The sequence below is a fragment of the Streptomyces sp. NPDC107546 genome (assembly GCF_055639175.1).
The window spans coordinates 1-23525 of sequence record NZ_JBVKBA010000001.1; the positions used below are offsets into that span (position 1 = coordinate 1).

Consider the following 23525-nt stretch of genomic DNA (forward strand, 5'->3'; position numbering starts at 1 on the left):
GCAGGAACACACCCCCCCCTCCTTTCCTTCCTCTCCTCCCTGTTCTCTTCCGCCCCCCCCTCTCTCCCGGTTTGTGTCTCCCCCCAAAGCCCCGACGACGGCGAGCCGACCTCAGGGCGTGACCTACCGCTTCCGGCGCCCCGAACTACGGTTTCACCGACCGGTAGTACCGCCGCGCGCCATCGTGCAGTTCCAGCGGGTCCGTGTAGATCGCCGTGCGCAGATCCACCAGCTGTGCCGCGTGCACCTGCGCGCCGATCCGGTCGCGGCTGTCGATGACCACGCGGGTCAGCTCGTCGGTCAGGTCGGCGTTCATGTCCTGACGCGTGACCAGGAGGTTGGCGACGGCCACGGTCTGTACGGAGACGCCCTGCTGCGCCTCTGGATAGGCGTCGGCGGGCATCACCGCGGCCCGGTAGTAGCGGGACGCGCCGCCCTGCGCGTGCAGCTTCGCCACCAGGTCGCCGCCGATCGGCACCAGCCGGACCGGGAGGTGCTGCGACAGATCCGTGATCGCTCCGGTGGGCAGCCCGCCCGACCAGAAGAAAGCGTCGATCCGGTGCTGCCTCAGCAGCCCGGGCATCGTCCCGATGCCGTCGGACAGTGGCGTGATGTCCCTCTCGGGGTCCAGCCCGGCCGCCTTCAGCACATGCTCCGCGATCAGCCGCACCCCGGAGCCGCCCGGCCCGACGGCGACCGTGCGGCCCTTCAGGTCCGCCACCGACCGCACGGGGGACGACCGCGGCACCACCAGGTGCACATAGTCGTCGTACAGGCGGGCGCAGCCGCGCAGCCGGCCGGCGCCGGGCCCGTTCTGAAGCCGGTACGTCTCCACCGCGTCGGCCGCCGCGATCGTGAAGTCCACCTGCCCGGTGGCCACCCGGCGCACGTTCTCCTGCGACCCGTCGCTGTTCTGCAGCCGTACGTCCAGCCGCGGCATGTCCCGGGCGATCGTCTGCCGCAGCAGGGTGCCGTACTTCTCGTAGACGCCGCTGGGGGTACCCGTACTGAAGGTGACCGTGCCGCTCGGGGACTCCTCGCCGATCGGCAGCAGCCACCACAGCAGCAGCCCGAGGACCGCGCACGCGACCGCCGAGCCCAGCAGCGCGCGGCGTCTGCCGATACGGGGGAGTGCCTGAAGCATGCGCGCGATCCTGCCAGGCCGCGGCCCCTGTGACCAGGCCGGTACCGACAAGGGGAGGGCCGAGGACGGGTGCCGGCGAACGGTAGGGTCGGCGGATGCGTCCTTCCCCCGCCTCCCTCGTCCGTGAGTTCCACCTCGCCTTCGGTCTCGACGTGCGGTCCGAGCCGACGGAGGTCTCCGCGGAGCTGGCCGCGCACCGCGGTGAGCTGCTCGCCGAGGAGGCGGCGGAGGTCGCCGAGGTGTCCGTCACCGGCCCGCTCGACCGGCTGGCGCACGAGCTGGCCGACCTGGTGTACGTGGCGTACGGGACGGCCCTGGTGCACGGCATCGACCTCGATGCCGTCATCGCCGAGATCCACCGCGCCAACATGACGAAGATCGGCCCGGACGGCACGGTGTCGCGCCGGGCCGACGGCAAGGTCCTTAAGGGCGACCACTACCGCGCCCCTGACGTCTCGGCGGTCCTGCGCCGCCAGGGCTGGTCGCCTGCGGAGCGGTGGGGACAGCACCGCCCGGCGTCCGGCTCTGCGACCGTGGCCGACGACCCCGCCTAGACTGAACCACTGCAAGGACGAGATGACCCCGGTGTGAACAGGAGGCCCACGGTGACGGCAGTCGGCGGTGGTTTCGAGGATCCGTCCGCCGAGGTACTGTCCCAGGCGGCCGCCGCCTTCGGGCTGTTGGCCTCGCCCGCGCGGCTGCACATCGTGTGGGCGCTCGCTCAGGGCGAGAGCGATGTCACCGGACTCGCCGAGCGGGTCGGCGGCGCTCTGCCCGCTGTGAGCCAGCACCTGACGAAGCTCAAGCTCGCCGGACTCGTCGGCTCCCGCCGTGAGGGCCGCCGCCAGGTGTACTTCGTCGACGACGCGGACGTGGTGACCGTGGTGCGCCTCCTGGTCGGCCGGCTGACCGACCGTGCGGCCCCGGCCGATGTGCCGGCACCCCGGCTCCGTGGCCTCTGAGACCGCCGCGGCGCCGACACCCCCTCCCGGCCCGGACCACGGCGCCGGCGGCCCCACGTCCCTTCAGGAGCTGCGCCGCCTGGAGAGCAGTCTGCGCGGGCTCACCGAGGCGGAGGCGGAGGCCCGGCTCGGTGAGGCCGGGGAGAATCTGCTCCCCGAGGCCCGAACGGCCTCCTGGGCCCGGCGCTTCGTCCGCGGACTGCGCGACCCGTTCACAAGTGTGCTGCTCTGCCTGGGCCTGGTCTCGGCGAGCGTCACCGCCTGGGGCACCGCCTGTGTGATCCTCTCCCTCGTCGTGGTCAGCTGCGTCCTGCGCGCCACCGGGGAGCACCGGGCCGACCGCTCCATGGCGGCGCTGCGCGACCTGGTCGCCACCACCGCGACCGTGGTACGCCGACCGGAAGCGGACCGCCCGCCGCTCGAGCGCGAGCTACCGGCCGCCGAACTGGTGCCGGGCGACGTGATCCGGCTCGCGCCCGGCGACCTGGTCCCCGCCGACGTACGGCTGCTGCGCGCGAGCGGGCTGACCGTGCATCAGGGGGCGCTCACCGGCGAGTCGGCGCCGGTCGCCAAGAGCGCGCCCGACGTCCCCGGCGCCTTCGGCGGCGGACTCTTCGCCCAGCCCCATCTCTGCTTCCAGGGCAGCAGCGTGGCCTCCGGCAGCGGCACCGCGCTCGTCCTTCACACGGGCGCCAGGACCCGGTTCGCCCGGGCCCACGGCACGCCCGCCGCGCGCGGGGCGAGCGCCTTCGACCGGTCCGTGCACGGCATCTCCTGGGTGCTGATCCGGTTCATGCTGCTCACCCCGCCGCTGGTCCTCATGGCGGGGGCGGCGCTGCGCGGCCGGGGCCTGCAGACGCTGCCGTTCGCCGTCGCGGTCGCCGTCGGCCTCACTCCCGAGATGCTGCCGGTCATCGTCACCACCTGCCTCGCCCGCGGCGCCTCCCTGCTCGCCCGCAGCCAGGGAGTGATCGTCAAACGCCTGCCGGCACTGCACGACCTCGGCGCCGTCGACGTGCTGTGCCTGGACAAGACCGGCACCCTCACCCAGGACCGACCGGTGGTCGAACGCGCCCTGGACGGGGACGGCAAGGACGCGCCCGAGGTGCTGCGCTGGGCGGCCGTCAGCGCCTGGTGGACCCTCCAGCTCGCCGACCTGCCCGCCCCCGACGCCCTGGACGAGGCGATCCTGGACGCGGCCGACGGCGCCTGGGAGGACTGCGAGGGCGTGGCCGCTCTGCCGTTCGACCCGGACCGCCGGCGCGCCACCGCCGTGGTCCGCGGCGGCCTCGGCAGACACCTCCTCGTCGTCAAGGGCGCCGCCGAGGACGTACTGGAGCGCTGCGCGCTTCAGCCCGCCGAGCGTGAGCGCCTGCTGGCACGGGCCGCGCGCGAGGCCGGCGACGGCCTCAGGGTGCTCGCGGTCGCCACCGCCGACCGCCCCGCTCGCACCCGCCCCTACAGCGCCGCCGACGAACGCGGCCTCACCTTCCGCGGCTTCGTCACCTTCCGGGACGCCCTCGCCCCGACCGCCGCCCGCGCCCTGCGGGACCTCGCCGCCCGCGGCGTCAGCGTGCGGATCCTCACCGGCGACCACCCCGGCACCGCGGTCCGCGTCTGCCGTGACCTCGGCCTCGACCCCGGCCGGGTGCGGACCGCGGGCGCCCCGGACGACGCCGCGGCGACCGTCGTCGCCCGCTGCACCCCCGAGGACAAGGCCCGGATCGTCACCGATCTGCGCGCGGCCGGGCACACCGTCGGCTTCCTCGGCGACGGCGTCAACGACGTGCCCGCGCTGCACGCCGCCGACGTGGGCGTCGCCCCGCGCGACGCCGTCGACGTGGCCCGCGAGAGCGCGGACGTCGTCCTCGCCTACAAGGACCTCACCGCGATCGACCACGCCGTCGCCGCCGGCCGTCACGCCAGCGGCAACATCGCCTCGTATCTGCGCGTCACGCTCTCCTCGAACCTCGGCAACGTCGTCGCGATGCTCGCGGCGGGCCTGCTGCTGCCCTTCCTGCCGATGCTCCCGGCCCAGGTCCTCGCCCAGAACCTGTGCTTCGACGCGGCCCAGCTCGCCTTCGCCTACGACCGCCCCGCGGCTCGGGCACTCGCCCGGCCCACCGTGCTGAGGCCGCGTGACTTCCTTCGCTTCATCACCGGCTTCGGACTGCTCAACGCGGTCGCCGACCTCGCCACCTTCGGCGTCCTGGCGCTCGCGCTGCACGGGCCGGACGCGCTGGACGACGACGCGGTGTTCCACTCGGCGTGGTTCACGGAGAACCTGCTCACCCAGGCCCTGGTGATGCTGCTGCTGAGGTCCGGCCGGCGTGTCGCGGAGGGACGCGCACCGGGCCCGCTCGGACGGGCCGCGGCCGTTCTGGCCGCCGTGGGGCTCTTGCTGCCGCTGTCCCCGCTGGGCTCCGCGCTCGGCCTGACCGCGCTGCCGGTGGCGTACTACCTGCTGCTCGCCGCAGTCCTCGCCCTGTACGCGCTCGCCCTGTGGACGGTCAGAGCGCGCTACGAACGACGGTCCGTCGCGCGGCGCTGACCGGCCGGGCGGGTCCCGTCGGTTTCAGCACGATTCGTCTTCGGCTCGGTTTCGCCGCCGACCGTGGGTTGTACAGTTGCGCAACGTAGCAACCAACATGGCACGGACGAGCGGCGGCAGGCGTCCTCGGCCGAGGCGAGGAAGGGCGGGCGCGTCATGCTCCGTAACGGACTGGAACCCTGGCACCTGCTGATCGTGGCGATCGTCGTCATCGTGCTGTTCGGGTCGAGGAAGCTCCCGGACACCGCCCGGGCGCTGGGCAAGTCGATGCGCATCCTCAAGAGCGAGGCGAAGGCGATGAAGGACGAGAACGCGTCCGCGTCCGCCACGTCCGCGCCCACTCCGGTGGAGCCGACGGCCGTGCGGACCTCCGCGGAGACGGCCACGGAGCGGCCGCCGGCCGCCGCCGGCTGAGGGCGCGCCCGTCAGGGGCTGGCGCTGTCGTAGCCGTAGGCCAGCGGCTCGCTGTTCACTCCGAGCTGGCGCCGGTAGACGTACAGCGCATCCACGCGTACGCCGTCCGCCGGGGACTCGACCCGGCACGGGTACGTCACCTGCAGCACCGAGGGCCGACCGGCGACCTGCATGCGCAGGCCGTCGGCCGGCCCTCCGGCGAGCACCGCCGTCTCCCACTTCGTCGCGACATGAAGATCCATGTCTGAACTTTAGAGTTGCGCAACCGCTGAAGTGTTGTGAGGTGCGCCACTGGCCCGGCGTCGGGCGCTTCGGCGGCTCGCCTGCGATCAGCTGTTGGCGTTGAGAACGGGGTAGTAGCCGTTCGCGTGCCCCGTGGCGGTGGGGTGGTACGACTCCCAGCTCGGCGAGGCCACCAGGGAGTGCAGCCAGCCGTCGCCGGAGCACAGCTCATGGCCCTTGAAGGTGGTGCGCACATCCCCGAAGACGAAGCCGTGGGCGGCGGCCCGGTCGGCGATGACGCCGTCCAGGACGTCCGCGGCCTCGTCGATCTTGCGGTGCTTGGTGTCGCTGAGGCCGACGCAGAAGACGTCGAGGGTGTACATGTGCGGGTAACCCAGCACGACCACCTTGGCGTTGGGCGCCTTGGCGCGGATCGCGTCGTAGGTGGCGTCCAGGCGGGCGGGCAGCGTGTTCCGGGCGTAGCTCTCGGCCTGGTCGACGCGGTTGACGCAGTCGGCGTCCGAGCCGGCCACACAGGTGGTCATGACGTCCGAGAAGCCCGCGTCATTGCCGCCCACGGTGAGCGAGACGAGCCCGGTGCCGGAGTTCAGCGGGCCGAGCTGGCTGCCCGTCACGTCCGTCGTGGCCGCGCCCGAGCAGGAGGTGTCGGCGAACGAGGACGGCGCGTGGGCGTTCTTCCACAGGTAGGGGTAGGCGCTGAAGCTGCGGTGGCAGTCGGCGCTCGAACTGTCGTAGTTACCCGCGCCGTTGCCCGCCGAGTACGAGTCTCCCAGCGCGACGTACGCGGGTCCGGCGGCATGTGCCGGACCGGTGAGTACCAGGCTGAACATGATCGCGAGGCTCAGCGTGGCAAGGGCTGACAGCGACTTGATGCGTCTCACGAAACCTCCCAGAGCGGGAAAGCCGGCTCTCATGTGGTACAGCGGGCAACCACTCATGGGAAGTGTTCATGTCAAGAATTCTCCGTGCATAGGCGTCGCGTTCAGCGTTTGCCGGGGCGTGGGATGCGGGTGCCTGCGTTCTTCCTCTCACTCCTCCTCCACCGGAGCCCCCCGTTCCCGTTGCATACCGGGATCCGTCCGTCACCCGGTGTTCATGCGACGCCGTGCGGAACGTTGGGTTCCGGGAGAAGGCTCCTCGCGTGAGACGTATCGCAGGAATCGTCCTCGCGGTGCTGCTGATCGGCGGCGTCGTGGCAGCCGTCGTGGCGGGCCGTGAGGGACGGGACACGGGCACGGCAACGAAGACCGTGCGAGGCGTGATCGGATCGGAGAAGGCGGACTACTTCGCCGATCCCGCCGTGGTGAAGGCCCTTGCCGCCAAGGGCTACACCGTCAGGACCGAGACGTCCGGCTCCTGGGCCATGGAGGAGATGAACCTCAAGGGCTACGACTTCGCCTTCCCCTCCAGCCAGGCGCCGGCCGACGCGCTGGCCGTCAAGTACCACGCGCGGCAGCCCCTGCCGCGGCCCTTCTACTCGCCCCTGGTGGTCGTCGCGCACCGCAGCGCGGCTCAGGTGCTCGCCGAGAACGGGCTCGCCACCCTCGACCACGACCGCGGCACCCTCCACATGACCGCCTATCTCGACGTCGCGCGGCACGACCGCACCTGGCAGCAGCTCAAGGGTGCCCAGGCGCACGCCGAGCTGACCGGGACCCTCTACATCGCGACCACCGATCCGGAGACCTCCAACTCCGGCGCCCTCTACCTCGCCGCCGCCGGCTACGTGGCCGACGGCGGCCGGGTCGCGGCCGGTGACGCCGACGTCGAGCGCACCGCGCCCCTTCTGCGCAAGCTCATCAGCGTTCAGGGCGCCCAACAACCCAGCACGGACGCCGCGTTCCGCGACTTCGTCAGCGGCGTCGGCAACCCGCTCGTCCTGGTGTACGAGTCCCAGGTGGCGTCCCTGCTGCGCGAGGGCCACGGCGCGGACGACCTCAGCGTCCTGTACCCGGACACCACGGCCAACAGCGACCACACGGTCGTGCCGCTCACCCAGGCGGGACGCGACCTCGGAAAACTCCTCGGCGCCGACCCCGCGTTGCGCGAGCTCGCCGTCCGGCACGGGTTCCGCCCGCAGGGCGACGCCGCCGAGTTCACGGCGGCCACCGCCCCGTACACCTCGTACCTCAACCAGAAGCTGACCGGGATCCGACAGGCGCCCGTGCCGACCTCCGCGGTGCTGCACGAGATGGCGCGCCGGGCCCGGAACCAGGGGGGCCAGACATGACCGGCATCGACAACGACGGTTTCACCCTCACCCCGCCCGAGCCTGTCGCACCCGTGCCGCGCGAGAAGGCCGGCGGGCTCGTACCGCTCGACGACTCCGTCCGCGCGGAGATGGCCCAGAAGGCCGTCGCCTACGTGGACGGGCTCGCCGCCCTCGACGCCCGCTCGCCCGAGTTCGCCGGCAAGGTCGGGGAGATCACCGCTCTCGGCGCGAGCGACATGCGCACCGCCGCCGCCCAGTCCAACCGCATGCTGGAACGCACCCTGCGCAGCCTGCCCGGCAAGGGCGAGGACGCCCGGTCCAGGGTCGGCGGCTCGCTCGTCGAACTGCGGCGCGTGGTCGAGGACCTGGACCCGCGCGACCTGCCGGCGAGCAAGGGGCGGAAGTTCCTCTCCCGTCTCCCCGGCGGCAACAAGCTGTGCGACCACGTCGCCAAGTACGCCTCCGCACAGGGCACTCTGAACAAGATCGTGGGATCCCTGCGCGGCGGTCAGGACGAACTGCGCCGTGACAACGCCGCCCTGCAGACCGAACGCGTCCGCCTGTGGGAGACCATGGGCAAGCTCCAGGAGTACGTCGTGCTCACCGAGGCCCTGGACACGGCCGTCGAGCAGCACATCACCGGCGTCGAGGCGACCGACCCCGCACAGGCCGACACCCTCCGTGCCGACGTGCTCTTCCCCGTCCGCCAGAAGCACCAGGACCTGCTGACCCAGCTCGCGGTGTGCGCGCAGGGCTACCTCGCCATGGACGTCGTACGGCGCAACAACGACGAACTGATCAAGGGCGTCGACCGCGCCGCCACCACCACCGTCTCCGCCCTGCGCATCTCGGTGATGCTGGCCTCCGCCCTCGACAACCAGCGCAAGGTCGTCGACCAGGTGAACGCCCTGCGCGGCACGACGGAGGACCTGATCCGCGGCAACTCCGAGATGCTCGCCACCCAGAGCGGCGAGATCCAGCGCATCGCCGCCGATCCGGCGGTCGGCGCGGAAACGCTCCGCTCGGCCTTCCAGCAGATCTACCGCACCCTCGACGCCATCGACACCTACAAGGTCCAGGCCACCGAGACCATGGCGGCCACCGTGGAGTCGCTGACGGCGGAACTGCAGCAGGCGAGCGCGTATCTGAAGCGGAGCCGGTCGCAGGGGGCGCTGGAGGGAGGGCTCGCATGAGACGGAGACGGCGTACGGCAGTGCTCGCCGGCCTCGTCGTCCTGCTGACGGCGTGCACGGCGCAGAAGCACAGCGTTGAGGGCACCGTCGACGACGGCGCCCCGCAACCCGGCACCCTCCGCATCCTCGCCTCGAGCGAGCTCAGCGACATGACCCCGGTCCTCGACCAGGTCCGCACGTCCACCGGCATCACGGTCCGCCCCACCTACATGGGCACCCTCGACGCCGTCGACCTGCTCGCCAAGGGGAAGGTGGACGGGCGGTACGACGCGCTGTGGCTCTCCTCCGACGACTACCTCCGGCTGCGCCCCGACGCCGCGAAGAAGGTCGTCTCCGAGACGCCGGTCATGTCCAGTCCGGTCGCCATCGGGGTCAAGCCGCAGACGGTGGACGCCCTGCACTGGAAGCCCGACCAGGTGACGTGGTCGCAGATCGAGCAGGCCGTGCGGGACGGCAGGTTGACCTACGGCATGACGGACCCGGCCCGCTCCAACTCGGGCTTCTCCACGCTGATCTCCGTGGCCTCCGGGCTGTCCGGCGCCCAGTCCGCCCTCACCGACACGGACGTCGCCAGGGCCACCCCGCGGCTCAAGGAGTTCTTCAAGGGGCAGAAACTGACATCGGGCTCGTCCGGATGGCTGGCCTCCGCCTACGCCCGCCGAGACGACGTCGACGCCCTGCTCAACTACGAGTCCGTCCTCAAGGGCATCCCGGGCCTGACCGTGATCCGCCCCCGCGACGGCGTCGTCACCGCCGACTATCCGCTCTCCTCCCTGGCGTCGACGAGCCCGGGCACCCGCGAGGACGTCCGCCGCCTCGCCGACGCCCTGCGCACCCCGGCCGTGCAGCGGCTGATCACCGACCGTACGCACCGCCGCCCGGTGGTCGCGTCCGTGACGCCGGCCGCCGGTCTGGACACCGGCAGGCGGCGCGAAATGCCGTTCCCGGGCACCCGTTCCGTCGCCGACCACCTCCTCGACTCCTACGAGAACACGCTGCGCCGGCCTTCCCGGACTGTCTACGTCCTGGACACCTCCGGATCAATGGAGGGCGACCGCCTCACAAGGCTGAAGAAGGCCCTTCTCGGTCTCACCGGCGACTTCCGTGACCGCGAGGAGGTCACGCTGATGCCGTTCGGGTCGGACGTGAAGAACGTGACGACGCATGTCGTCGAGCCCACCGCCCCGCAGCAGGGCCTGGACGCCATCCGCGAGGACACCCGCGCTCTCGACGCCGGCGGCGGCACCGCGATCTACACCTCCCTGGAGAAGGCGTACCGGCAGCTCGGCGACGACCGTGACACCTTCACGTCGATCGTGCTGATGACGGACGGCGAGAACACCACCGGCGCCGAGGCCGGTGACTTCGGCACCTTCCACCGCCGACTGGACGGCCACCAGCGCGACATCCCGGTCTTCCCCATCCTCTTCGGCGACTCCGACCGGGCCGAGCTGCAACACATCGCCGAACTGACCGGCGGCCGCCTCTTCGACGCCCAGAAGGAGTCGCTCGACGGAGCCTTCGAGGAGATCCGTGGCTACCAATAGGCTCATGAGCTACGTCGAGTCCCGAAAGAACCTCACCGGGAGCGCCCTGGGACTCGTCGGCCTCGTCCTGACCTTCACGGGCGTCGCAGGCGCGTACTGGCCCGTCGTGGTCGCCGGTCTCTACGGGGCGGGCGCGCTGATCGCGCCCCCCGAACGCCCGGCGCCGCCCGACTTCCCCGACCCGTCCGCGCAACTGGGCGAACTGCGCGCCGACTTCCAGAAGCTGCGCGGCTACCTGACGGACGTCGAGCTGCCGCCCGCCGCCTCCGGGCGGTTGACCGAGCTCACCGAGCTGCTGGCCGCGCTGCTGGACCCCGGGTGGGCCGCCGAGGTGCTCGCCCAGGACCCCGAGGGCGTGCACACCCTGTCACGGGCCGTGCGGCAGGACGTGCCGGAAGCCGTCGACACGTTCGTGCGAACCCGCTGGTGGAGCCGGCTGGCGCCGGGACAGGAGCCCCCGGAGCGCCACCTGGAACGGCAGCTGGGCCTCCTCCACGACGAGGCGGCCCGGTTGGCCGTGGCCGTGCGCGAGGCCGAGGTGCGGCGGCAGGAGACCCACACCCGGTATCTGGAGGACCGCTCACAGTGAGCTCACGGCTGCCTCCCGGCCGGAAGGGCCGGGTCAGGCGCGTTCGGTGCGGCACCCGCCTCAGGTGCGTCCGCGTCTCAGGCCTGTCGGTGGAGGTGAACTCTGCATCCCGGGGCAAGCAGTGGTGCACTGCGCGGCAACCGGCGGCGCGGCGCCCGCCCTAGCGTGACCGGGTACCCAGCCATGCAACCCGATCCATCCGGAAACGAGGAAGCAACACATGCCGTACATCAACGTGGGCCAGGAGAACTCCACCGCCATCGACCTCTACTACGAGGACCACGGATCCGGACAGCCGGTCGTCCTCATCCACGGATTCCCGCTCGACGGCCACTCCTGGGAGCGGCAGAGCGCCGTGCTGCTCGACGCCGGCTACCGCGTGATCACCTACGACCGCCGCGGTTTCGGGCAGTCCAGCCAGCCGACGACCGGCTACGACTACGACACCTTCGCGGCCGACCTGAACACCGTGCTGGAGACGCTCGACGTGCGGGACGCCGTCCTCGTCGGGTTCTCGATGGGCACCGGTGAGGTCGCCCGGTACGTGTCCACCTACGGTTCCGCCCGGGTCGCCAAGGTCGCCTTCCTGGCCTCGCTGGAGCCCTGCCTGCTCAAGACCGACGACAACCCGGACGGTGTGGCCCCGAAGGAGTTCTTCGACGGCATCGTCGCGGCCGTCAAGGCGGACCGCTACGCCTACTACACGGACTTCTACAAGGACTTCTACAACCTCGACGAGAACCTCGGCACCAGGATCAGCGAGGAGGCCGTCCGCAACAGCTGGAACGTCGCCGCGGGCGGCGGCTTCTTCGCCGCGGCCGCCGCGCCGTCGACCTGGTACACCGACTTCCGGGCCGACATCCCGGCCATCGACGTGCCGGCTCTGATCCTGCACGGCACGGGCGACCGCATTCTGCCCATCGAGGGGACCGCGCGACCGTTCCACAAGGCGCTCCCGTCCGCCGACTACGTCGAGATCGAGGACGCTCCGCACGGCCTGCTGTGGACCCACGCCGAGGAGGTCAACCAGGCCCTCCTCGCCTTCCTGGCGAAGTGACCCGAGGGGAGCCGGGCCGCCGTGACGAGGGCGGCCCGGCTCCCGCATGTCTCCGGCCGGTGTCCGACGCCGCACCTGCGGGGTCGGACGGCGCGCGGCCCACCACGCCGGGCCGGGGAGAGGGCGCTGACGGGCAAGTTCCCCTGCACGCACAGGCACGACGACCGTCCGGCCGGTGCCTACATTTCCGGAACCCAGACAATTGCCGGAACGAAGAGGCCCCCATGCAGTTCGGAATTTTCTCGGTGGGGGACGTCACCCCCGATCCGACCAACGGCCGTACCCCGTCGGAGAACGAGCGCATCAAGGCGATCGTCGCCATCGCGCTGAAGGCGGAGGAGGTCGGTCTGGACGTCTTCGCGACGGGCGAGCACCACAACCCGCCGTTCGTGCCGTCGTCCCCGACCACGATGCTCGGCTACATAGCCGCGCGCACGGAGAAACTGATCCTCTCCACCGCCACGACACTGATCACCACCAACGACCCGGTGAAGATCGCCGAGGACTACGCGATGCTCCAGCACCTGGCCGACGGTCGGGTGGACCTGATGATGGGGCGCGGCAACACCGGCCCGGTGTATCCGTGGTTCGGGCAGGACATCCGGGAGGGCATCAACCTCGCCAAGGAGAACTACGCCCTGCTGCGCCGGCTGTGGCGCGAAGAGGTCGTGGACTGGGAGGGCAAGTTCCGCACGCCGCTGCAGGGCTTCACGTCCACGCCCCGGCCGCTGGACGGCGTACCGCCGTTCGTCTGGCACGGCTCCATCCGCTCCCCGGAGATCGCCGACCAGGCCGCCTTCTACGGCGACGGCTTCTTCCACAACAACATCTTCTGGCCCGCCGACCACACAAGGCGCATGGTCCAGCTCTACCGGCGGCGGTACGCCCACTACGGGCACGGTCGACCCGAGGAGGCCATCGTCGGTCTCGGCGGTCAGGTGTTCATGCGGAAGAACTCCCAGGACGCCGTACGGGAATTCCGCCCCTACTTCGACAACGCGCCGGTCTACGGGCACGGGCCGTCCCTCGAGGACTTCACCGAGCAGACCCCGCTGACGGTGGGCTCTCCCCAGCAGGTCATCGAACGGACGCTGTCCTTCCGTGAGACCGTCGGCGACTACCAGCGGCAGCTGTTCCTGATGGACCACGCGGGACTGCCGCTGAAGACGGTCCTGGAGCAGCTCGACATCCTCGGTGAAGAGGTGGTGCCCGTGCTGCGCAAGGAGTTCGCGATCGGCCGCCCGGCCGACGTGCCGGACGCTCCCACCCACGAGTCCCTGCGTTCCGTCCAGGAGGTGTCCGCCGCATGAAGCTCGTCGCCGTGTCCGCGGGGCTGAGCACCCCGTCGTCCACACGCCTGCTGGCCGACCGTCTCGCCGAGTCGGCCCGCGGGGAACTCGCCGCCCAGGGCCACGAGGTGGAGACGGAGGTGATCGAGCTGCGGGAACTGGCCGTCGCCGTCGCCAACCACCTCGTCACCGGCTTCCCGTCGCCCCAACTGGCCACCGCCGTCGACACGGTGGCGGGCGCCCACGGCCTGATCGCCGTGACCCCCGTGTTCACCGCCTCCTACAGCGGGCTGTTCAAGTCCTTCTTCGACCTGATCGACCCGGACGCCCTCACCGGGACACCGGTCCTGATCGGGGCGACGGGAGGCACGGCCCGCCACTCCCTGGTCCTGGAGCACGCCCTGCGCCCGCTCTTCGCCCATCTGCGCGCCACCGTCGTACCCACCGCGGTGTACGCGGCGTCGGAGGACTGGGGATCCGGCGGTGACGAGTACACCGAGGGTCTGCCCGCGCGGATACGGCGGGCGGCGGGGGAGCTGGCCGCCCTGATGGCCGCCCGCCCGGTAGAGGAGACACCCGAGGACGACATCACCGCGCTCGAACGGCAGCTCTCCGACCTGCGCTTCGACTGAGACCGGTCGGGATGCGGTCCGCGGACGCCGGCGTCCGGTGCTCATCGGTCCGACTGGAGCTTCCCCCGCAGCCGGCCACGGGAGGTTTGAAAGGCTTGAACCATGACGCCAGGCGCACCGCAAGCCGGCGAACAGGGCTTCGCCGGTCATGTGCTCACCACGGCCACGGTGCCTGCCCACCAACGACGGACCTACTGGCGCGAGGCCCTGTCCCGCACCTTCGGCGCCGTGGACATGTCGGTCCCCGACGAGGTGCACTCCGGGACGATCCGCACGGTGCCCCTGGGCCGGGTCCAGGTCACCACGGTGGAGGGCGATCCACTGGAGGTCGTGCGCACGCGGCGGCTCATCGCCCGGGGCGACGAGGACGAGTACGTGGTCGTGAAACAACTGACCAGAGGGGGCGGCCGACTCGAGCAGGACACCCGCGACGTGGCCCTGCGGGCCGGGGAGGTCTTCGTCTACGACATGGCACGCCCGGTCCGGCTCGTTCTCCCCGAGTGCTTCCAGACCAAGTCCCTCGTGGTGCCCCGGAAGGTCCTCGGCCTGAGCGAGTCGGAGCTGCGGCAGATCACGGCGTCTCCCCTCCGCTCCGACACGGCGCTGGGCGGACTGCTGTCCGTCCTGGTGTCCCGGCTCGCGGACACCGTGGGATCGTATCGACCCCACACCGGCGCGTTGCTCGCCCGCAACGTCGTGGACCTGCTGACGGTCCTGACCCACGAACAACTCGGCAGGACCTCGGAGGAGACGCCGAGCGGCGATGCGGCGATGCTGCTGCGGGTCCGGGCGTATATCGGCCGGCATCTCGCCGACCCGGACCTGACTCCCCGCACCATCGCCCGCGCCCATCACATTTCCGTGCGCTACCTGCACAAAATATTCGAGGGCCAGGACGGCACGGTCAGCCGTTGGATCCAGAGCCGCCGACTCGAGGCGTGCCTGCGAGATCTGGGCCACCGGGAGGCCACCGGTCTCACCATCGCCGCGGTGGCACACCGTTGGGGTTTCTCCAGTGCCGCTCACTTCAGCCGGGTGTTCCGGGCCGCTTATGGGATGTCCCCCAGCGAGTGGCGGGACGCTCACCGGCCGGTGTCGCGCGCCTGAGTTCGTGGGCGCCCATCAATCCGGCAAAGTCCGCGTTCGCTTCTTCTTTCTCGGACAACACCTCGTACGTTCTTCGACCAGGCGCACTCCTGGGGGGTTTTAGGTTGTCGCACAGAAACCTCCCCTGAGGAACCGATGATCGGGGTGCGAAATGAGCAAGCCGTTTACGCCGAGAACTGCCGGATGAGGTTCTTCCGTGTACCAATGGGTGCGGCAGCGCAGGCTCGACTCCTGCAGCCCGGCCAGTTCCTCCAGTTCGCCCGCAGCGGCGAGGCGGTGATCTGCGCGCGCTCGGCCGGACCGGTCGCACTTCAGGGCGGCGCGCGTCAGGAGGTGGCCGGACGACCGGGCCCGCATCTTCGGCACCTCTGCTCCGCACCCCGGATCTAGCGGATTCACGCGATGTGCCGACCGACGCCCGTCGGCAGGGTGTCCATAGAGCACACCGGCTGAAGGGCGCAGATCATGTCGACGGATCAATCGACACCGATACCCGTGAGGCAGGTCTCCGGCACCGCCTACAGCACCGATGCGGTGCCCGCCTGCCAAAGACTGGCGTACTGGCGCGCAGCGCTGTCCCAGACCTTCGCCCCGGTTGCCATCGCCGTCCCCGACGAGGTCTGCTCGGGAACCATCCGCACGTCCCGGCTGGGCCATCTGCGGGTCGCCACGGTGGACGGCGATCCCCTGTCGGCGCGGCGGACTCCGCAGCTGATCGCACCGGGCGAAGAGGAGCACCTGGTCGTCAAGCTCCTGGTCAGGGGTGTCGCCGAAGTCCAACAGGACGGCCGCGAGGCGCAGCTGCATCCCGGGCAGATCGTCCTCTGCGACACGGCACGGCCCCTACGGATGGAGTTCCCGCATCCGTTCCAGACGAAATCACTTGTCCTGCCGCGCCGGCTGCTGGGCCTGGAGGAGTCCGACCTGCGACGGCTCACCGCTTCACCCATCCGCCCCGACACGACGGCAGGCTCGCTGCTGGCACCCTTTCTGACCCAGCTCGTCGACAATGCGGCGACGTACCCGCCGGCCACCGGCGCGGCGCTGGCCCGCCACGTCGTCGACCTTCTCACCGTCCTGATCGAAGAGCGACTTCATCAGCAGGCGGGTGACACGCCGAGCGCGGCCCGGATGCTGCTGGCGCGCATCCAGGTGTTCATCGACCGGCACCTCGCCGATCCGGACCTGACGCCGGAGGCCATAGCCCGCGCCCACCAGATCTCCGTCCGCTACCTGCACAAGCTGTTCCAGACCGAGGACGTGACGGTCAGCCGGTGGATCCAGCGCCGCCGGCTGCAGGAGTGCCGACGTGACCTCGCCCGCCGGGACGCGGCGGGCCGGACCATCGCAGCGGTGGCCCGCGGCTGGGGTTTCACCAGCCCCGCCCACTTCAGCCGGGTGTTCCGGGACGTCTACGGGATGTCCCCCGTCGAGTGGCGGGACTCCGTGGCGTGGGCGCCCCGTGTGGTCGGCGTGCCCGCACCGTGATTGCGCCCGGCCCTGCCGGCGCGCTCGCCGACCGAGTGGCCGACGTCACTCGCCCCCTGTGCCGGATGCACTGAGCTGCCGTTTTTGCGATAGTGGGCATTCCGGCTCGTCGTCCGCGCCTGCCGGAGCCGTCGTGACGGAACCGGCAGCCGACGCCGAAGGTGCGGAGGTACCGGTCGGCGTGGAACGGGCCCGGCTTCGGTCGGCGGGTGCGGACTGGGAGGGGCGTGCGTGGCGGGGTCAGGCGGATCGCTGTCCCGAAGCGGTCTGCGCGGCCGAGAGGCAGAGCTCGAAGAGCTGCGGACACTGATCGCCTCGGTGACGCGCACCGGAAGCGGCGCGCTGACCCTGATCCAGGGGGAGCCGGGCATCGGCAAGACCACGCTGCTGCTCGAGGCGGTCGCCACGGCCAGGGCGGCGGGGTTCTCGGCCGGCCTCGGCAAGGCCGATGAACTGCATCACATCGTGCCACTCTCGTCGTTGGCCGCCTGCGTGCTGCACGGCGATGAGCCGCTGCTCTCCGGCGACACCTTCGCCGATCTCGCGCGCCATCATGACCGGCGGATCTGGCTGGTGGAGCGCCTCGCGGAGGCGATCGAGGCCAGAGCCGCCAGCGTGCCGGTGCTGATCGCGCTGGACGATGTGCAGTGGGCCGACCCGCTCAGCCTGTTCGCTCTGAAGCAGCTTCCGGCCCGCCTGCGGACTTCGCCGGTTCTGTGGATGCTGACCGGGCGACAGGTCCCTCCTGGTCCGGCGGAGGAGATCGTCGCCGCCGCGCGGGGCGAACTCCCCACAGTCACCGTGCCGTTGGGCCCGCTGTCCGGTGCGGCCATCGGCCAGCTGGCCGGCGACACACTGGGGGCAGCCGTCGACGAGCGGGTGCGGGAGTTGCTCGACGGAGCCGGCGGGAACCCGTTTCTGGCGGTCGAGATGCTCGCCGGGCTGCGGACCGCCGATGCCTCGGGTGAGTCCGTGCCCCCAGGGCTCGTGGTGGGTGTGCGCGGCAGACTCAGGTCCCTGCGGCCCGAAGCGCTGCGCTTCCTGCAGATGGGAGCGGTGCTGGGGCGCAGATTCGGCTTCGAGGACGCCGCAGCGCTCCACGGCCGACCGTCCGCCACGTTGATCGGGGCGCTCGAGGAGGTGGTGCGCGCCGGTCTCTTGGACGACGACGGCGAGCAACTGGTCTTCCGGCATGATCTGCTGCGCCAGGCGGTCTACGTGGACATCCCGCCGTCGGCCAGGAAGGCTCTGCACCGACAGGCCGCCCACCGCCTCGTCGCCACGGGCCACCAGCCCATCGACGCGGTGTCGCACATCCTCAGGAGCGCACAGCCCGGGGACGAGGAAGCGGTGGCGCTGTTGCGGCGGTCCGCTGACGACGTACTGCCCATCACGCCGGGCCTCGCGGCCGACCTGATGACGCGGGCCCTGGAGTTGGTGCCGGCCACACGGCCGCTGAGGTTCGACGTGGGGGAGCAGGCGATCATGTGCCTGACGCGGGCCGGCAGGAACCGTGCGGCGCTGGCGATCGGCGACCGGCTGCTGGCCGGCCGCCCGCCCCTGGAGGCCTTCGGCCGGCTGCAGGCGGCCCTCGGCGGGACGCTGTGGAACCTGGATCTCGCCGAGGAGCTGCGCCGCCGGGCCGAAACGGCCCTCGCCGTGGGGGGCGCCGCCCCGCAGGTGGAGGCCAGGCTGGCCGCCCTGCGTGCGCTGGCCCTGTCCCGGGGCCATGATCTCGGCGGAGCGCGTGAGGCCGGCGAGAACGCGCTGCGTGCGGCCATCGCGATCGGTGACCGGGACGCGCACGTCCTGTCCCTGTTCGGGCTCGGCGAGATCGCTCTCAACGCGGGTGAGAACGCCGTCGCACTGGAGCGCTTCACCGCGCTCAGAGCCGTGGACTCCGCGTTCCTTCCCGAGGAGATCGTGGCGTACCAGCACCTGGACGACTACGGCTGCGGTGAACGGCTGCTTCTGCGGGCCGCGGACGATGCCGGGTCGTCCCGTGAGGCCATGCTGCTGTGGGCGCAGGCCCAGCAGCATCTGGGCCTCGGCAGGCTCGACGACGCCGAGGCCGACTTCGTGACCATGGAGCGTCTGGAGGACGACGTACAGGTCCTCGTCCAGCAGGTGAACGCCCGCGTGATCCGCTCCCGGATCGCCCTGCTGCGCGGCGACCGGGACGCGGCGCGGCAGCACCTGGCGGCGGCGCGGGAAAGACTGGCGGTCAAGCCGAACCCGGGCAACACGGCCGCGGTGCGCTTCCTGGAAGCGGTCCTCGCCGATGACGACGGGGACGTGGGACTCGCCGTCGACAAGATCCGTCAGGTGCAGCAGGAAGGTCCCTTCATGCGCTGGCGGCTGCTGCGCACCTGGGTCGACTCCGCTGTACGCATGGCCCTGCGAGGCGCGGACCACGGGCTCGCCGAGGATCTGGCGGCTCAGGCCGAAGCCCACGCCGAGCGCAATCCGGCCGTGCCCACCGCCACGGGTGTCGCGGCGCAGGCCCTCGGGCTCCTGAAAAACGATCTCCCCCTGCTGGAACGTTCCGTCGACCTGCTCAAGGCAAGCCCTCGCCCGCTGGTGCGGGCCGCCGCCTGCGCCGACCTCGGAAAGGCACTGCTGGCAGCGGGCCGGAAACCGCAGGCAGTGGCCGTACTGACCCAGGCCCATGCCGCGTTCGCAGCGACGGGCGCGCATGCCGCGGCGGCACGCGTACAGCGCGATCTCACGGGTGCGGGGGCCCCAAGCCGCAGGGCGGCGAGCAGGCAGCGGCCTGTCCGGGGATGGGAGGCGCTGACGGCCTCGGAGAAGAAGGTCGCGCGCCTGATCGCCGAGGGCCACACCAACCGGTCGGCCGCCGACCTGCTCGTCGTCTCCCCGCACACGGTCAACACTCATCTGACGTCCGTCTTCCGGAAGCTGTCGGTCAACTCCCGGGTCCAACTCGCCAACATGGTGATGGCCTTGCGCGACGACTAGAGACGACCGGGCACGACTGGAGACGAGTGGAAGCGACGGGGCACGACCGGAGACGACCGGGCACGACCGGAGGCGCCCGGAGCGGGCCTGTTGGTACGTTCACGCGATGCCCGCGCCGTCCGAACGCGCTTGGCTGGGGCCAGACTCACTCGGAGGCCACCGACGTGCACGCACACCCTCCCGCACCGCCGACCGTCGTGCTCGTGCACGATGCGTTCACCGACGCCTCGTCCTGGGCGGGGGTCATCAGCCTCCTCCACGCCGCCGGACTGACCGTGCGCGCCCTGGCGAACCCGCTGCGCGGCCTGTCGGAGGACGCCGCGTACGTCCGGAGCGCGGTGCGCCACATCGAGGTGCCGGTCGTGCTCGTCGGCCACGGCTACGGTGGCGCGGTCATCACCGAGGCCGCCACCGACGCCGACAACACCGTCGCGTTGTGCTACGTCGCGGCGTTCGGGCTCGACGCCGGAGAGTGCCTCCTCGACATCACCGGCCGCTTCGACCCCATGCCGTCGAGGGACGCCACCTCGACCGCCGCTTTCCCCGCCCGGCTCGGCGCGGAGAGCGAGCTGTACATCCGCAGGGAACGGTTCCCGCAGGTGTACGCCGCGGACCTGCCGCCCCGCGTCACCCGCGTGCTGTCCGTGACGCAACGCCCGATCGCCCGCAGCGCCCTGACCGGCAGGTCGGGCCCGCCGGCATGGGCCTCCAAGCCGTCCTGGTACGCCATCGCGGCAGCCGACCGGATGCTCAACCCCACCGCTCAGCGCTTCATGGCACAGCGCATGGCGGCGACCGAATACTTACTGGACGCCTCGCACGCCGCGGTGCTCTCACAGCCCCGCGCCGTCGCGGCGATGATCCGGGAAGCCGCGGGACACAGCACTGATCGCGGCGACGGCTGAGAGCCTCGGCATACCTTCTGATCAGTTGAATGAGGTAATGTCCCTGCTCGAACGGGAAGTCGCCGGAATGGACCTTCTCCTCGGCGACGCGGCGGCCTGACTTTCGCCCGCACGCTCACGCCGGCCGAGTCGTCGGGGGTGCCTGGTTCCGCCTTCGCCTTCGAGACCGAAACTCCGGCGACCGCTGTCAGTCGGAAGGCACCACCATGGTTTCACCCGCCAGACCCTCGGCACGGCGGATCACCGCCCTTTTGGGAACTGTCGCTCTCGCTCTGGCTGCCACCGGGTGCACCGGCGGATCCGGATCCCGGTCCGCCACGGACAAGGTGACCTCCATCACCGCGCTCGACTATTACACCGACCCGACCGAGCACGCCCAATGGGGCGAGCGCCTCACCGCCTGTGGCAAGACGGCCGGCGTAGCGGTCGAGCACAGAAGCGTTCCGGGGGCCTCGCTCGTCCCGAACGTGCTGCGGCAGGCGTCGTCGCGGACCCTTCCCGACCTGTTGATGCTGGACAACCCCGACCTGCAGCAGATCGCGCAGACCGGCGCGCTGACACCCCTGGACCGGTACGGCATCGACTCCGGCGGCTTCGCCAAGGGCATCCTCTCGGCGGGCACCTACGAGGGGAAGGTGTACGGACTGGCGCCCACCGTCAGCACGATCGCCCTCTTCTACAACAAGGACATGCTCGCAGAGGCCGGTGTCGCGGTGCCGACGACCTGGGACGAGCTGAAGGCTGCGGGGGCAAAGCTGACCCGCCCGGGACGCTACGGCATGGCGGTCGACGCGAACGCCACCTTCGAGGGCGCCTGGCAGTTCCTGCCCTTCCTGTGGTCCAACGGCGGGGACGAGAGGCGACTGGACACCCCGCAGGCCGCGCAGGCACTGCAGCTGTGGGTCGACCTGGTGAAGAGCGGAGCCATGTCGAAGTCCGTACTGAACTGGACCCAGGCCGATGTCCACGATCAGTTCGTCGCCGGCAAGGCGGCCATGATGGTCAACGGCCCCTGGCGGATCTCCGAGCTGAACAAGGCCGAGAACCTGCACTGGGGTGTGGTCCCCCTCCCCGTCCGCCAGAAGGGGCAGACCCTTGTCACCCCGCTCGGCGGTGAGGTGTGGACGGTCCCGCAGACCGCGTCCAAGGCGCGGCAGCAGAAGGCCGCCCGGGTACTCGCCTGCCTGAACGACTCCGCGAACATGCTGGCCCTGGCCCAGCAGTACTTCACCGTGCCCTCCCGCCCCGCGGTGGCGTCCCGCTACGCCGGGCAGGTCCCGTCGATGGCCGCCTTCGTCGACAGCGTCGAGAAGGCCCGAGCCCGTACCGGCGAACTCGGCGTCAAGTGGCCCAAGGCGGCGACCGGGATCTACACCGCCATCCAGGCCGCCCTGACCGGCGAGCAGACACCGCAGGAAGCGCTCCGGCATGCGCAGCAGATCGCGACCGGTTCCTGACGAGGACGAGGCCGCGCGCGGCAGGGCCCGGGCTGCGGCCCGGGCCGGCTTCTGGGAACCGGTCGCCCAGTGGATGTACATCGTGCCCGCGGTGGCGTACCTGCTGCTGTTCTTCGGCTACCCGGTCGTCAAGAACGTCGTGATGAGCTTCCAGCACTACACGACCGCGACCTTCTACACCGGTGCAGCGCCGTTCGCGGGGCTGCGGAACTACGCGACGATCCTGTCCTCGGACCTGTTCTCGGCGGACTTGCTGACGACGGTCCTGTTCACCGTCGGCTCGATAGCCGGGCAGTTCTTGGTCGGTCTGGCCCTCGCCCTGTTCTTCCAGCGCCGGTTCCCGCTCGGCGGCGTACTGCGGTCGCTGTTGCTGCTGCCGTGGCTGCTGCCGCTGGTCGTCTCCGGAACGACGTGGAGGTGGATGCTCGACACCGACGACGGAGTCGTCAACAGGGCGCTGCGCGACCTCCACCTCCTGTCGTCCGGCATACCCTGGCTCACGGGCACCTCGCAGGCGCTCCTGTCGGTGATCCTCATCAACATCTGGGTGGGCATACCGTTCAACACCGCGATCCTGTACGGCGGCCTGCAGGACATCCCCGCGCATCTGTACGAGGCGGCAAAGCTGGACGGAGCCGGTCCGGTGGCGTCGTTCCGCCATGTCACCTGGCCACTGCTGCGCCCCGTGGCCGACGTCGTGCTGGTGCTGGGCGTGGTCTACACGGTCAAGGTGCTGGACCTCATCCTCATCGTGACCGGTGGAGGACCGGCCGACGCCACCCAGACCCTCGCCACCCGGTCCTACGAACTGTCCTTCCAGCAGTTCGAGTTCGGGCGCGGCGCCGCGATGAGCAACGTACTCGTCGCCGTCTCGCTCCTCTTCGCCTTCGTCCATCTGCGCGTCCACCGGCGCGTCCAGCACGCCTGACAGGGGGTCCCGTGAAGCGCGCACCGAGCCGTGGCCTGGTGTCCACCATCGTCGGGATCGTCCTGCTCGCGGTGATGCTGTTTCCCGTCTACTGGATGGTGAACGCCTCGCTGCAGCCGGCGGGCAACCCACTGCGGGGAGGCTGGTTCCCCCTCCACCCGGACCTCGGCGGATACGCCACGGCACTGCGCGATCAGGGACGCAACCTCGTCACCAGTCTCGTCGTGGCCCTCGGCAGCGTGGCGTTCAGCCTCGCGCTCGCCGCGCCGGCGGCCTACGCGCTGGCCCACCTCCCCGTCCGGGGAATCAACCTCGTGCTCTTCGGCGTCCTGATCACACAGATGGTGCCGGGCATCGCCGTGGCCAACGCGCTCTACAGCGCGTACAACGACCTGGGACTGCTCAACTCCTCCCTCGGACTGGTCCTCGCCGACTCCACCGCCGGGGTCCCCTTCGCGATCATCATCCTGCGTTCGTTCATGCAGGGCATCCCCAGGGAGATCATCGAGGCCGCGCGCGTGGACGGCGCCGGGAGGCTGCGCACCTTCCGCTCCGTGGTGCTCCCGCTGAGCACCAACGCGCTGATCACCGCGGCGCTCTTCACCTTCCTCTTCGCCTGGAGCGACTTCCTCTTCGCCCTCACACTGACCACCACGGAGACCGTGCGGCCGATCACCCTCGGCATCTACGAGTACATCGGCGCGCACACGAACCAGTGGAACGCCATCATGGCCACCGCGGTCCTGGCATCCGCCCCGGCGGCCGTGCTGCTCGTCATCGCCCAGCGCCACATCGCCGCCGGCGCCACGAGCGGGGCCGTCAAGTGAG

21 protein-coding genes are annotated in these 23525 nt (G+C 71.0%); 18 read left to right on the forward strand and 3 right to left on the reverse strand.

Translation table 11 applies throughout. The annotated features are described in order from the left end of the window. Nucleotides 1-145: 145 nt before the first annotated feature. A complete protein-coding gene (locus ACZ7L1_RS00005) occupies nt 146-1144 on the reverse strand; it encodes a TAXI family TRAP transporter solute-binding subunit (protein WP_471432896.1) in 999 nt (332 codons plus the stop codon). A gap of 95 nt (nt 1145-1239) precedes the next feature. Here ACZ7L1_RS00005 and ACZ7L1_RS00010 point away from each other — a divergent pair, with 95 nt between their 5' ends. The 4 genes from ACZ7L1_RS00010 (at nt 1240) to tatA (ending at nt 5071) form a co-directional block, all read left to right on the forward strand. Then, the gene (locus ACZ7L1_RS00010) at nt 1240-1698 is read left to right on the forward strand and encodes a pyrophosphohydrolase domain-containing protein (protein ID WP_471432897.1); all 459 of its coding nucleotides are present in this window, start codon (nt 1240-1242) and stop codon (nt 1696-1698) included. Between the two features lie 51 nt (nt 1699-1749). Continuing rightward, nucleotides 1750-2106 carry an ArsR/SmtB family transcription factor gene (locus ACZ7L1_RS00015; protein WP_200418561.1) on the forward strand — a complete coding sequence of 119 codons (357 nt, stop codon included), beginning with the start codon at nt 1750-1752 and terminating at the stop codon, nt 2104-2106. After that, nucleotides 2075-4657 (forward strand): magnesium-translocating P-type ATPase, encoded by a 2583-nt coding sequence (gene mgtA, locus ACZ7L1_RS00020; protein WP_471432898.1) that lies wholly within the window; start codon nt 2075-2077, stop codon nt 4655-4657. The genes ACZ7L1_RS00015 and mgtA overlap by 32 nt, the downstream gene beginning before the upstream one ends. A 156-nt stretch (nt 4658-4813) precedes the next feature. Further along, on the forward strand, nt 4814-5071 hold the full coding sequence (tatA, locus tag ACZ7L1_RS00025; protein WP_471432899.1) for a Sec-independent protein translocase subunit TatA: 258 nt from the start codon (nt 4814-4816) through the stop codon (nt 5069-5071). Between the two features lie 11 nt (nt 5072-5082). Here tatA and ACZ7L1_RS00030 read toward each other — a convergent pair whose 3' ends face one another. Both ACZ7L1_RS00030 and ACZ7L1_RS00035 read right to left on the reverse strand, forming a co-directional pair. After that, nucleotides 5083-5313 carry a hypothetical protein gene (locus tag ACZ7L1_RS00030; RefSeq protein WP_471432900.1) on the reverse strand — a complete coding sequence of 77 codons (231 nt, stop codon included), beginning with the start codon at nt 5311-5313 and terminating at the stop codon, nt 5083-5085. 87 nt (nt 5314-5400) lie between these two features. Beyond that, nucleotides 5401-6195 (reverse strand): SGNH/GDSL hydrolase family protein, encoded by a 795-nt coding sequence (locus tag ACZ7L1_RS00035; protein ID WP_471432901.1) that lies wholly within the window; start codon nt 6193-6195, stop codon nt 5401-5403. Between the two features lie 260 nt (nt 6196-6455). Here ACZ7L1_RS00035 and ACZ7L1_RS00040 point away from each other — a divergent pair, with 260 nt between their 5' ends. The 14 genes from ACZ7L1_RS00040 (at nt 6456) to ACZ7L1_RS00105 (ending at nt 23524) form a co-directional block, all read left to right on the forward strand. Next, a complete protein-coding gene (locus ACZ7L1_RS00040; RefSeq protein ID WP_471432902.1) occupies nt 6456-7544 on the forward strand; it encodes a hypothetical protein in 1089 nt (362 codons plus the stop codon). Continuing rightward, on the forward strand, nt 7541-8719 hold the full coding sequence (locus tag ACZ7L1_RS00045; protein WP_471432903.1) for a toxic anion resistance protein: 1179 nt from the start codon (nt 7541-7543) through the stop codon (nt 8717-8719). The genes ACZ7L1_RS00040 and ACZ7L1_RS00045 overlap by 4 nt, the downstream gene beginning before the upstream one ends. Next, nucleotides 8716-10266: a substrate-binding and vWA domain-containing protein gene (locus tag ACZ7L1_RS00050; RefSeq protein ID WP_471432904.1), complete on the forward strand. Its 1551-nt coding sequence runs from the start codon at nt 8716-8718 to the stop codon at nt 10264-10266. Before ACZ7L1_RS00045 ends, ACZ7L1_RS00050 begins: the two co-directional genes overlap by 4 nt. Nucleotides 10267-10270: 4 nt before the next feature. Further along, a complete protein-coding gene (locus ACZ7L1_RS00055; protein WP_471432905.1) occupies nt 10271-10855 on the forward strand; it encodes a hypothetical protein in 585 nt (194 codons plus the stop codon). Nucleotides 10856-11075: 220 nt separating this feature from the next. Continuing rightward, nucleotides 11076-11912: an alpha/beta fold hydrolase gene (locus ACZ7L1_RS00060; protein ID WP_471432906.1), complete on the forward strand. Its 837-nt coding sequence runs from the start codon at nt 11076-11078 to the stop codon at nt 11910-11912. Nucleotides 11913-12136: 224 nt separating this feature from the next. Then, nucleotides 12137-13222 (forward strand): LLM class flavin-dependent oxidoreductase, encoded by a 1086-nt coding sequence (locus tag ACZ7L1_RS00065; RefSeq protein ID WP_471432907.1) that lies wholly within the window; start codon nt 12137-12139, stop codon nt 13220-13222. Continuing rightward, the gene (locus ACZ7L1_RS00070; RefSeq protein WP_471432908.1) at nt 13219-13833 is read left to right on the forward strand and encodes an FMN reductase; all 615 of its coding nucleotides are present in this window, start codon (nt 13219-13221) and stop codon (nt 13831-13833) included. The genes ACZ7L1_RS00065 and ACZ7L1_RS00070 overlap by 4 nt, the downstream gene beginning before the upstream one ends. A 102-nt stretch (nt 13834-13935) precedes the next feature. Further along, the gene (locus ACZ7L1_RS00075; protein WP_471432909.1) at nt 13936-14940 is read left to right on the forward strand and encodes a helix-turn-helix domain-containing protein; all 1005 of its coding nucleotides are present in this window, start codon (nt 13936-13938) and stop codon (nt 14938-14940) included. 495 nt (nt 14941-15435) lie between these two features. Beyond that, nucleotides 15436-16428 carry an AraC-like ligand-binding domain-containing protein gene (locus tag ACZ7L1_RS00080; protein ID WP_471432910.1) on the forward strand — a complete coding sequence of 331 codons (993 nt, stop codon included), beginning with the start codon at nt 15436-15438 and terminating at the stop codon, nt 16426-16428. A gap of 231 nt (nt 16429-16659) precedes the next feature. Then, nucleotides 16660-19407 (forward strand): helix-turn-helix transcriptional regulator, encoded by a 2748-nt coding sequence (locus tag ACZ7L1_RS00085; RefSeq protein ID WP_471432911.1) that lies wholly within the window; start codon nt 16660-16662, stop codon nt 19405-19407. Nucleotides 19408-19610: 203 nt separating this feature from the next. Next, nucleotides 19611-20312 carry an alpha/beta hydrolase gene (locus tag ACZ7L1_RS00090; RefSeq protein ID WP_471432912.1) on the forward strand — a complete coding sequence of 234 codons (702 nt, stop codon included), beginning with the start codon at nt 19611-19613 and terminating at the stop codon, nt 20310-20312. A 326-nt stretch (nt 20313-20638) separates the two neighbouring features. After that, nucleotides 20639-21769 (forward strand): sugar ABC transporter substrate-binding protein, encoded by a 1131-nt coding sequence (locus ACZ7L1_RS00095; RefSeq protein ID WP_471432913.1) that lies wholly within the window; start codon nt 20639-20641, stop codon nt 21767-21769. After that, nucleotides 21741-22697: a carbohydrate ABC transporter permease gene (locus ACZ7L1_RS00100; RefSeq protein ID WP_471432914.1), complete on the forward strand. Its 957-nt coding sequence runs from the start codon at nt 21741-21743 to the stop codon at nt 22695-22697. Before ACZ7L1_RS00095 ends, ACZ7L1_RS00100 begins: the two co-directional genes overlap by 29 nt. 11 nt (nt 22698-22708) lie before the next feature. Continuing rightward, nucleotides 22709-23524, forward strand: coding sequence for a carbohydrate ABC transporter permease (locus ACZ7L1_RS00105; RefSeq protein WP_471432915.1), 816 nt, complete (start codon nt 22709-22711; stop codon nt 23522-23524). The last annotated feature ends 1 nt before the right edge of the window (nt 23525 follow it).

Excerpts from the sequence above, each read along its gene's own strand:
- ACZ7L1_RS00005 (WP_471432896.1), bottom strand. The coding sequence starts at position 1,144 with ATGCTTCAGGCACTCCCCCGTATCGGCAGACGCCGCGCGCTGCTGGGC.
- ACZ7L1_RS00010 (WP_471432897.1), top strand. The coding sequence starts at position 1,240 with ATGCGTCCTTCCCCCGCCTCCCTCGTCCGTGAGTTCCACCTCGCCTTC.
- mgtA (WP_471432898.1), top strand. The coding sequence starts at position 2,075 with ATGTGCCGGCACCCCGGCTCCGTGGCCTCTGAGACCGCCGCGGCGCCG.
- tatA (WP_471432899.1), top strand. The coding sequence starts at position 4,814 with ATGCTCCGTAACGGACTGGAACCCTGGCACCTGCTGATCGTGGCGATC.
- ACZ7L1_RS00030 (WP_471432900.1), bottom strand. The coding sequence starts at position 5,313 with ATGGATCTTCATGTCGCGACGAAGTGGGAGACGGCGGTGCTCGCCGGA.
- ACZ7L1_RS00045 (WP_471432903.1), top strand. The coding sequence starts at position 7,541 with ATGACCGGCATCGACAACGACGGTTTCACCCTCACCCCGCCCGAGCCT.
- ACZ7L1_RS00050 (WP_471432904.1), top strand. The coding sequence starts at position 8,716 with ATGAGACGGAGACGGCGTACGGCAGTGCTCGCCGGCCTCGTCGTCCTG.
- ACZ7L1_RS00055 (WP_471432905.1), top strand. The coding sequence starts at position 10,271 with ATGAGCTACGTCGAGTCCCGAAAGAACCTCACCGGGAGCGCCCTGGGA.
- ACZ7L1_RS00060 (WP_471432906.1), top strand. The coding sequence starts at position 11,076 with ATGCCGTACATCAACGTGGGCCAGGAGAACTCCACCGCCATCGACCTC.
- ACZ7L1_RS00065 (WP_471432907.1), top strand. The coding sequence starts at position 12,137 with ATGCAGTTCGGAATTTTCTCGGTGGGGGACGTCACCCCCGATCCGACC.
- ACZ7L1_RS00070 (WP_471432908.1), top strand. The coding sequence starts at position 13,219 with ATGAAGCTCGTCGCCGTGTCCGCGGGGCTGAGCACCCCGTCGTCCACA.
- ACZ7L1_RS00075 (WP_471432909.1), top strand. The coding sequence starts at position 13,936 with ATGACGCCAGGCGCACCGCAAGCCGGCGAACAGGGCTTCGCCGGTCAT.
- ACZ7L1_RS00100 (WP_471432914.1), top strand. The coding sequence starts at position 21,741 with ATGCGCAGCAGATCGCGACCGGTTCCTGACGAGGACGAGGCCGCGCGC.